The organism is Salegentibacter tibetensis, assembly GCF_020164485.1.
Lineage (GTDB): Bacteria > Bacteroidota > Bacteroidia > Flavobacteriales > Flavobacteriaceae > Salegentibacter > Salegentibacter tibetensis.
In genome coordinates, this window is sequence record NZ_JAIQZA010000035.1 from 36,808 (window position 1) to 46,576 (window position 9,769).

A 9,769-nucleotide genomic window follows, 5' to 3' on the forward strand; every position below is an offset into this window, starting at 1 on the left:
ATGAAATCTGAATCCTTTAGTTTACCCGATGCAGAGTTGCAGTATTTTCCCGATTTTTTAAATCCTGAAAAAGCCGATTTTCTACTTGAAAAATTACTGAAAGAAATTCCCTGGAAACAGCAGAACATAAAGCTCTTCGGAAAAGAAATTCCGCAGCCACGTTTAACCGCTTTTTTTGCTGAAAAAGGGATTTCCTATACCTATTCGGGACTCCAATTAAAACCGGAAAGTTTTTCAGCTGAATTATTGGAATTAAAACAACAAACCGAAAATCTTTCAGGATTTAACTTTAACACCTGTCTCGCCAATCTCTACCGAAACGGCAACGATAGTATGGGTTGGCACGCAGATGATGAAAAAGTTTTAGGTGAAAACCCCGTAATTGCATCCATAAGTTTAGGTGGCGTTCGTAGTTTTCAGTTTAAACATAAAACCAACAAGAACCTGAAAGAAAAAATTGATCTCCAGCACGGGAGCTTGCTAATTATGGAGGGTAGTATGCAGCATTTCTGGAAACACCAACTTCCTAAAACAAAAAAAGAAGTCGCCTCCAGAATCAATCTTACGTTTAGAAAAGTTCAATAAAAAAGCCATTGCGAACACTTGTCCGCAATGGCTTTTGTTTATTTGAGATAAACTTTATTATCCGTAAATCTCGTTTAGTATTTTCGCCAAACGAATTCCTCCTTTTTGCAATTGTTTTAGAACAGTTGGTAAATTTTTGTACATATATTCATAACCTAATTTTTCCCCTATTTCAACCGAATCATAAAGCTCTTGCGCCATTTCGCCAGATTCATAAACCCAGTCAATAACTTCTCCTTCTTCAATAGCTTTAATTTGAGCCCGATTTAATTGTTTAGTATTTGCGGCAAGTTCGGTATAACTCATCTGGTAAGAATCAATCATATTACTATCCCAAACCCGGTGAATATTAGAACCTTCATTATACCAGCGCACTTGTATGTCGTTCCCACCTTTATCGGCTGCCCTACCCACGTGAAAAGGTTGGTGAAGATCCCCTACAAAATGCACTAACATTTTCAGGTAAAACTGTTTATCTTCTTTTGAAGCATTTTCATCTTTCAATACTTCCTTGCATTTCAATATCGCCTGGTAAAGATCTCCATCCGGATTTGCGGTTTCTTCGTTGTACTGGGTTTGACCTTCAGCTAAATTCACATAATGCCAGGGATTGTATTTCCTGAAATCAGGGTCACTTTTAATATCATCGGCATAATTTGCGACAAAAGCCAAACCCTGTCCGTTTAGTATTTTATCTATCGCTTTTTTGGCTTTTTTATTTAGGTAGTTTTCAGCAATCTCTCCGGTTGCACGATGCCCGGTTTTTCCCCAGTCATTATCATTCGCAAAACCAGTGTTTCCAATTAATCCAACTAGAACAAGGATCAGTAATTTTTTCATCTAAAGAAATTTTTAAAGATTATGAAGATAAAAACTTATCCCCATTAGAATTTTAGCAAATATAAAGAAGCGCATATTTTTTTAATGTTAAATCTTTTCATGATTTGAATTAATACAATATATTTATGATATCAATTTAATATCAAATAACTTTAAAATATCATGACTCAGGAAAAAGAACTCAAGGCCTCAAACGGTTACATAATGCTGTTTGTTTTTTTAATTTTATTCTTCGGGAGCATTATCGGTTTTTTCGTTTTAAATAATGCCTGGTTTATTTTAGGAATTATTATCGCGCTGTTTATCCTTCCGGGATTGATTCTTGTAAACCCAAATGAATCTAGGGTTTTGTTGCTTTTTGGAGATTATAAAGGCACGGTAAAACACAACGGCCTGTTTTGGGTAAACCCATTTTACACCAAAAAGAAAATTTCTCTAAGGGCCCGTAATTTTGACAGTGAACGTTTAAAAGTGAATGACAAGCTTGGGAATCCCGTGATGATAAGCACTATTCTGGTATGGCGGGTACTCGATACTTACAAAGCATCTTTTGATGTAGATAATTTTGAAAACTTTGTCGTGGTACAAACAGATGCCGCGGTTAGAAAACTTGCCAGTCTCTATCCTTATGATAATTTTGCCGATGAAGGTTTAGACGAAGATATCACCTTGCGATCCAGTGTAAATGAAGTGAGTGAAGCCCTGGAAAAAGAGCTGGAAGAACGTTTAAACATTGCCGGGATTGAGGTTTTGGAATCCCGAATTGGTTATTTGGCCTACGCCAACGAGATCGCCAGCGCAATGCTAAAACGCCAGCAAGCAACCGCTATTGTTGCTGCGCGTCACAAGATTGTTGAAGGCGCTGTGAGTATGGTAGAAATGGCCCTGCACCAGCTTAGCGAAAAAGAACTGGTAGACCTTGATGCCGAAAGACGTGCCGCAATGGTGAGTAACCTAATGGTTGTGCTGTGCAGTGACAAAGATGCCACCCCGGTTGTAAATGCCGGGACTTTAAATCATTAAGAGAAAGTAAATGCGAAATTTAAAACTTAGTTTTATCTTAATTTTCTTCGGAAGCGCAACTGCTTTTGCGCAACTGACTTTTACTGAAGAAGAGATTACTATCGATAAATTTACCGATGGAACTCTCGTTCTTTCACCTATTGCGGAAAATCCTCCGCTTGTTATTTTTATTCAGGGTTCAGGGCCTGCAAATCGTGATGGAAATTCCCCGGAAGGAATGATTAATAAAAGTGATTTTGCTAAGAAATTAGCTTACGAATTAGCCGATAAAGGAATCGCAAGTTTTAGGTTTGATAAACGCAGTCTTAAAGCAAAGGAATTGAATTTAGAATCAATTTCTTTTGATGATTTTGTAACAGATGTAGAGAATATTCTAGGTCATTTTAAAAACGAAAGGAACTTCAGCAATTTAATCGTTGCAGGGCACAGCCAGGGTTCTTTAATAGGGATGTTAGCAGCAAAAGATAATGCTGATGCATTTATTTCTATTGCTGGCCCGGGGAAGAGTATAGAACATATTCTGACTGAGCAACTTTTAGCACAACTTCCTACACTTAAAGACGATATCAACAAAAGCCTTCAGGAAATCAAGAAAAACGGAAGTACTGCTGAATATCCTAAGATATTAGGATCACTTTTTAGTCCCCCGAATCAGGCTTTTTTAGCTTCCTGGATGCAACACGATCCATCCGAAGAAATTGCAAAACTTAAGATTCCTGTTTTAATAATTCAGGGAACAAGAGATCTTCAGGTAAAAGAAGAACAGGCCGAAATGTTGCATAAAGCAGCTCCTAATTCAGAATTGGTGATGCTAAAAGATATGAACCACGTTTTCAGAGAAATTAAGGAAGAAGAAAAAGATCAAAACCTGGCTAGTTATAACAATCCTGAAAAGCCACTGCATCCTGATGTAATTCCGGTTTTAACTGATTTTATTAAAAATCTGGAAAATAAATAAAATGAGTAATAAAAAAGCATTCGCCCTTAGAGTCGATGAGAAAATGCTGAAAGCCATTGAAAAATGGGCTGCTGATGAGTTCAGGAGTACCAATGGGCAGATCGAGTGGATGCTAAATAAAGCCCTAAAAGAAGCAAATCGCCACCCAAAAAATAAAAAAGAAGAATAATGAATTATAAGATCGTTTTTTCAGACATAGATGGAACTTTATTAAACCACGACAGGGTATTGTCTCCCGCCACGATTTCAACCATAAAAGAGTTAAAAGATAGATTGCCATTTGTTCTAATTTCAGCAAGAATGCCGGCAGCAATGCGCCACCTTCAAGCCGATCTCGCCATAGAAAACCAACCCATAATTTGCTATAACGGCGGATTAATTCTGATAGACGGCTTGGCAGTAAGTTCTACTGAAATTCCCCTCAATACAATTGAAAGCCTTTGCGACTTCAATAAAAGCATGAATTGCCATTTAAGTCTCTATCATAGTGACGAATGGTATGTCCCTCAACACGATCAATGGGCGGCCAGGGAAGAAAACAATACAAAAGTGAAGCCCGAGCTAAGATCTAACCGGGAAGTGGTTTCAGAATGGAAGCAAGAGAACAAAGGTGCACATAAAATAATGGCGATGGGAGATGAAGCCCATATAGATGCTATTAAAGATTATTTAGTGCAAGAATTCCCCAACCAGCTTCATTTATATAGGTCAAAACCAACTTATCTTGAAATTGCCAACAAAGAGATCTCAAAACTTACGGCAATTAAATTTTTATTGAAAAATCACTTCAAAATCACCACGGAGGAAACCATCGCTTTTGGAGATAACTATAATGATGTAGAAATGATAAAGGGCGTAGGAATGGGCGTTGCCGTGGGTAATGCAAGAAAAGAGGTTCTGGAAGTGGCAAATATCGTAACCCAAAGTGGAAAGGAAGACGGCGTTGCCAACAGCTTAAAAGAATTGTTCAAAATCTAAAAATAGGATTGCTTTAAATCTTTAAAAAGAGTTTAAGAAAAATCGTATTTTGGCGCCGCCTATAAAAATTCTCCATGGAAGATACACCGGTTTTCACCAATGATGCTATAGTTTTTGGACTTCTAATGCTCGCTTTGGGATTTGTGTTTTATACCTCTTCCAAAAAAGAAGGCTTCTGGAAAAAATTCTATGGCATAGTGCCGGCGCTTTTAATGTGTTATTTAATTCCGGCGATATTCAATTCCCTGGGATTAATAGACGATGGCACTTCACAACTTTATTTTGTAGCAAGTAGATACCTGTTACCGGCCGCCCTGGTGCTAATGACCTTGAGTATAGACCTGAAAGCTATCTTTAACCTGGGTCCTAAAGCGCTTATTATGTTTTTTGCAGGTACGGTAGGAATTATTCTTGGAGGCCCTTTAGCCATTATAATTGTTTCAGCTATATCCCCCGAAACCATTGGCGGCGCTGGCCCCGATGCTATTTGGCGTGGTCTCTCTACTATTGCCGGTAGTTGGATTGGTGGCGGAGCCAACCAGGCCGCAATGCTGGAAATATACGAATACAACCCCGATCTTTACGGCGGCATGGTCCTGGTAGATATTGTAGTTGCCAACCTGCTTATGGCCGGATTATTAATGGGAATTGGCAAGACTGAAAAAATTGATAAATGGCTAAAAGCCGATAATTCAGCAATTACCGAACTGAAAAACAAAGTGTCAAATTATGCGGCCAGTGTAACCAGAAATCCAAGTTTACCGGATTATATGATCATGCTTGCTCTTGCTTTTGTAACCGTAGGAATTGCCCATTGGGGAGCCGATGAAATTTCAGTTTACCTGTCTTCAAATTTTGAGATTTTTAATGATAGTAAAAGTGCTCTTTCCTCGTTTTCATCTTCTTTCTTCTGGATGATTACCATAGCAACTGCTATTGGAATAGGCCTATCTTTCACCAAATTTAAAACATACGAAGGTGCGGGAGCCAGTAAACTTGGCAGCATCTTTATTTATATCCTGGTAGCCACCATAGGGATGAAAATGGACCTGGGGATGGTTTTCGATAACCCGGGACTAATCGGCATCGGACTTATATGGATGTCTATACACGTTATTTTTCTCTTTGTTACTGCTAAACTTATTAAAGCACCTTACTTTTTCCTGGCAGTGGGAAGCCAGGCGAACGTAGGAGGTGCAGCTTCGGCACCGGTAGTGGCCGCAGCATTTCACCCATCACTTGCAACTGTAGGTGTTTTACTTGCAGTTTTTGGATATGTAGTTGGAACTTACGGCGCAATTCTTACTACTATTTTAATGCAAATCGCCGCCGGGAGTTAGTTTAAAATCGAAAATTATAAGATATTTGCCGCCTAAATCAGAAACCTGAAAAATGAAAAAAATTAGCATTCTTTTACTGGCTGTTATTGCCCTTAGTTCCTGTAACAATAAAGAAAGCAACCTTGTCGTAAATGCCAATATTGAAGGCCTTAAAAAAGGAACCGTTTATCTTCAAAAGATAGATGACACCCTTATGGTAGACCTTGATTCAGTAGTAGTAAACGGTAATGCGAATATAAGTCTGGAAACTTTTATTGAAAGTCCGCAGGTCATGTTCCTTTATCTTAAAAAAGTTGATAACTCCCAGTATGACGATCGCATAGATTTCTTTGCTGAGGAAGGTGAAGTAACTATCAACACCACTTTAGAGAATTTTGTGACAGATGCAGAAATAACCGGTGCCAAAAACCAGGAAAAGCTGGTAGAATATCGCACAATGATGCAACGCTTTAATGATAAAAACCTGGAGCTTATTCAGCAAAATTTTGAAGCACAACGGGACGAGGATGAAGAGAAATTGATAGCTATAGATAAGCAATATGAAAGCCTGCTTAAAAGAAAATATCTCTATACCGTTAATTTCGCGATCAATAATAAGGACCTGGAAGTAGCTCCATATTTGGCACTTTCTGAAGTGTTTGATGCCAACATTAAATATTTAGATACTATCTATAATTCTTTAGAACCCAAAGTGAAAAAATCGCTTTATGGTAAAGAATTAAAAGATTTCCTAAAAGAAAGAAAAGCTGAAGAAAAAGAAATTGAAAACATTCAGCCTGAAGATATTGATGAAAACACAGAAGACGTAAGTTAAAGCAGCTTCAGTTTTATTAAATTTAAAGCCCGTAGTTCTCAAATTCCGGGCTTTTTTTATCCATTCATCCCTAATAAAAAAGGCATTTTATCTATATTTCCGCAATAAAAACTTATACTTGTTGTCGCATTAAGCGTAATAGTATTACAAGCTTGAAAAATTCCTTATAGATGAATCCTACTATGAAAAACCGATGGCTAATAGCCGCTTCGGCAGTTTTTATTCATATTTCCATTGGTGCAGCATATGCCTACAGTGTTTACACCCAGCCCCTTGTTGAAAGCAAAGGTTGGTCTTTGGCTTCAGTTACCACAGCATTTACAATAATGATGGTTTTAGGTGGTGGTTCTGCAGCTTTATTCGGGAAATTTGTAGAAAGGAGCGGACCCAGGAAATCGGCTATGTTAGCTGCTGTTTTATTTGGTTTAGGCCAGGCCGGTTCAGGATTCGCTATTTCTATGGATTCTTTAACGGGATTTTTACTCTCTTATGGATTATTAAGCGGACTCGGGCTTGGGATTGGTTATATATCACCCGTTTCAACATTGGTAAAATGGTTTCCAGACAAAAGGGGTTTAGCAACCGGAATGGCAGTTCTGGGGTTTGGTACCGGTGCTTTAATAACGGCTCCCGTTGCTGCCAGCCTAATAGAATCTATAGGGCTTAGCTTTACCTTTTACATTTTAGGAGCTTCCTATTTTATTTTAATGATGCTGGGCGCTTCTTATATTGCCCCACCGCCAAAAGACTGGATGCCGGCAGGAATGAAAGCACAAGTTAAAGCCGGAACCAGGAAAATAAAAAGAGACTTAACCCAGGCAACTTCAGGTGAAGCGGTTAAAACCAAACATTTTTGGATGCTCTGGACGATGATGCTTATAAATACCAGCGCCGGAATTATGATGATCTCTGTAGCTTCCCCAATGGCCCAGAATATTGTAGGCCTATCCGCAGGCGCAGCGGCTACTATGGTTGGTATCATGGGAATATTTAATGGCGGTGGAAGATTAGGTTGGGCTGCGGCTTCAGATTATATTTCACGTCCAAAGGTTTTTATTATCTTCTTCGTAATTCAGCTCGTTGCTTTTATCACATTGCCTATAATCACCAGCGCGTTTATCTTCCAAATCTTTATTTTCCTTGTGGTTAGTTGTTACGGTGGTGGGTTTTCTAACCTTCCTGCTTTTATAGGCGATCTCTTCGGAACTAAAGAACTTGGTGCAATTCACGGTTATCTCCTTACAACCTGGTCTTTAGGAGGCCTCATTGGTCCTACCCTGGTTTCACAAATCTATACGAGAACAGGAAGTTACATTCCGGTGTTTTATGTTTTTACAGCGCTAATCATTATCGCATTAATCATTAGTTTATTGCTAAACCGAAGTGTTGGAAAAGTTAGAGCTGAGCATAAAAAAGTTCAGTATAAAGCTACCACATCAGATTAAACACTAGTTAGAGATTGTTTAAAACCCACTAGCTTTAATATTTTATTGGCTAAGATTGGCTTTGTCTTTTTCTAAATTTGAGAAAAAGCAGGCTATGAATCAAAAAGTACTCGAAGAAAATAACTACGATCTTATTTGCGTAGGCGGTGGCATAATGAGCGCGACCCTCACATTAATGCTGAAATTAATCGATCCCAAACTTAAAATAATCATTTTTGAAAAGTTAAGTGAGGTTGCAAAAGAAAGTTCAGCTGCCTGGAATAATGCCGGAACCGGGCATTCAGCGCTTTGTGAACTCAACTATACTCCAGAAAGACCCGATGGCAGCATTGATATTAGCAAAGCAATTGAAATTTTTAGTCAATTTGAAACCAGCAAGCAGTTCTGGGCCTATCTCGTCGAGCAAAAACTTATTAAGGACCCTCAACATTTTATTCATTCGGTTCCTCATCACAGCTGGGTTACAGGAGAAAATAATATTAATTTCCTAAAAAAAAGATTTGAAGCTCTTACAGAAACTTCAATGTTTGAAGAAATGAAATTTTCTGAAGATCCGGCTATATTACAAGAGTGGTTTCCTCTAATCACTGAAGGAAGAGAGAATGAGAAAATGGCCGGAACCCGAATGGAAATAGGTACGGAAGTGAATTTTGGAAGCTTAACAAGACAATATTTTAAGATTCTGGAAGAACAATTTGATGTTCCGGTTTTAAGAAATCATGATGTACTGGATGTTGATCCCGATGAAACCCTTGAATGGACCATTGAAGCTCAAAATCTGGATAACGGAAAAGTAACGTATTACGATGCAGAACACGTATTCATTGGGGCCGGCGGAGGCGCACTTCCCTTATTACAGAAAGTTGAAATTGACGAAAAAGACGGCTATGGTGGTTTCCCCGTTGACGGCCAATGGTTGGTTTGCAAAAACAGGGAAGTGATAGAAGAACACTCAGGTAAAGTTTACAGTAAAGCGGGACCAGATGCGCCACCCATGTCCACTCCTCACCTGGATACACGGTATATAAATGGAAAGAAAGAATTACTTTTTGGCCCTTTTGCAGGATTCACCACTAAATTTTTAATAGAAGGATCAAAAATGGACCTTCCAAAGAGTATAAATAAAGAGAATATTCCTTCTATGTGGGGAGTTTTCTGGCATAATTTACCGCTCACTAAATATCTTATGAAGCAGGTGACAATGGATCACGGAGATCGAATGGAAGAACTTAGGGTTTTTATTAAGAATGCAAAAGCAGAAGACTGGGAATTAAAAGTAGCAGGCAAGCGGGTTCAAATCATCAAAAAAGATGAAGAGCAGGGCGGAGTTTTAGAATTCGGAACAGATGTAGTACACAGCAAAGATGGTTCTGTCACCGCATTATTGGGCGCTTCCCCCGGGGCTTCGGTTGCAGTTTCCATAATGTTAGAAGTAATAAATATCGCCTTCCCTGAAAAAGTTACTTCGCAAGAATGGCAACAAAAACTTTCAAAAATGATTCCGTTCTGGAATAAGAATATTGAGGGGAATAAAAGCCAATTTAAAAAAGTACAGGCGAATTCTTCTAAAAAGCTAGAATTAGATGTTCTGCATTAATCATCCATTTTAGAAACAAATTGATCCAAAATACCTGAAAACAAAAAACCTCTCAAAAAAATGAGGGCACTGAAAAAGTCCCTGAAGAAATTGAATTAAAGTGAGTAAAAAGGAGTAGAAGCCGTAGTGTTTTTACTCCTTTTTTCGTATTTTAAATGCTGATTAACCGCGACTTATATATGTTATTGC

General features: G+C 38.4%; 10 protein-coding genes. 9 read left to right on the forward strand and 1 reads right to left on the reverse strand.

Features of this window, described 5'->3' with window-relative positions:
- Positions 1-585 (forward strand): alpha-ketoglutarate-dependent dioxygenase AlkB family protein, encoded by a 585-nt coding sequence (locus tag LB467_RS15420; protein WP_224474950.1) that lies wholly within the window; start codon positions 1-3, stop codon positions 583-585.
- A 57-nt stretch (positions 586-642) separates the two neighbouring features.
- Here the strand turns inward: LB467_RS15420 and LB467_RS15425 are convergent, their stop codons facing one another.
- Positions 643-1,425: a S1/P1 nuclease gene (locus LB467_RS15425; protein ID WP_224474951.1), complete on the reverse strand. Its 783-nt coding sequence runs from the start codon at positions 1,423-1,425 to the stop codon at positions 643-645.
- Between the two features lie 162 nt (positions 1,426-1,587).
- Between LB467_RS15425 and LB467_RS15430 the strand changes: the two genes are divergently transcribed.
- The 8 genes from LB467_RS15430 (at position 1,588) to mqo (ending at position 9,580) form a co-directional block, all read left to right on the forward strand.
- Positions 1,588-2,448: an SPFH domain-containing protein gene (locus tag LB467_RS15430; protein WP_224474952.1), complete on the forward strand. Its 861-nt coding sequence runs from the start codon at positions 1,588-1,590 to the stop codon at positions 2,446-2,448.
- Positions 2,449-2,458: 10 nt separating this feature from the next.
- Positions 2,459-3,406, forward strand: coding sequence for an alpha/beta hydrolase family protein (locus LB467_RS15435; RefSeq protein ID WP_224474953.1), 948 nt, complete (start codon positions 2,459-2,461; stop codon positions 3,404-3,406).
- A gap of 1 nt (position 3,407) precedes the next feature.
- The gene (locus LB467_RS15440; protein WP_070053311.1) at positions 3,408-3,575 is read left to right on the forward strand and encodes an Arc family DNA binding domain-containing protein; all 168 of its coding nucleotides are present in this window, start codon (positions 3,408-3,410) and stop codon (positions 3,573-3,575) included.
- On the forward strand, positions 3,575-4,384 hold the full coding sequence (locus tag LB467_RS15445; RefSeq protein ID WP_224474954.1) for an HAD family hydrolase: 810 nt from the start codon (positions 3,575-3,577) through the stop codon (positions 4,382-4,384). Before LB467_RS15440 ends, LB467_RS15445 begins: the two co-directional genes overlap by 1 nt.
- A 74-nt stretch (positions 4,385-4,458) precedes the next feature.
- Entirely contained in the window at positions 4,459-5,724 is a 1,266-nt protein-coding gene (locus LB467_RS15450; RefSeq protein ID WP_224474955.1) for a DUF819 family protein, read from the forward strand.
- 52 nt (positions 5,725-5,776) lie between these two features.
- Positions 5,777-6,538: a DUF4369 domain-containing protein gene (locus LB467_RS15455; protein WP_224474956.1), complete on the forward strand. Its 762-nt coding sequence runs from the start codon at positions 5,777-5,779 to the stop codon at positions 6,536-6,538.
- A gap of 170 nt (positions 6,539-6,708) precedes the next feature.
- Complete coding sequence (locus LB467_RS15460) at positions 6,709-7,983, forward strand: L-lactate MFS transporter (protein ID WP_224474957.1); 1,275 nt, start codon at positions 6,709-6,711, stop codon at positions 7,981-7,983.
- Between the two features lie 61 nt (positions 7,984-8,044).
- Entirely contained in the window at positions 8,045-9,580 is a 1,536-nt protein-coding gene (gene mqo, locus LB467_RS15465) for a malate dehydrogenase (quinone) (protein WP_224474958.1), read from the forward strand.
- Positions 9,581-9,769 lie beyond the last annotated feature (189 nt).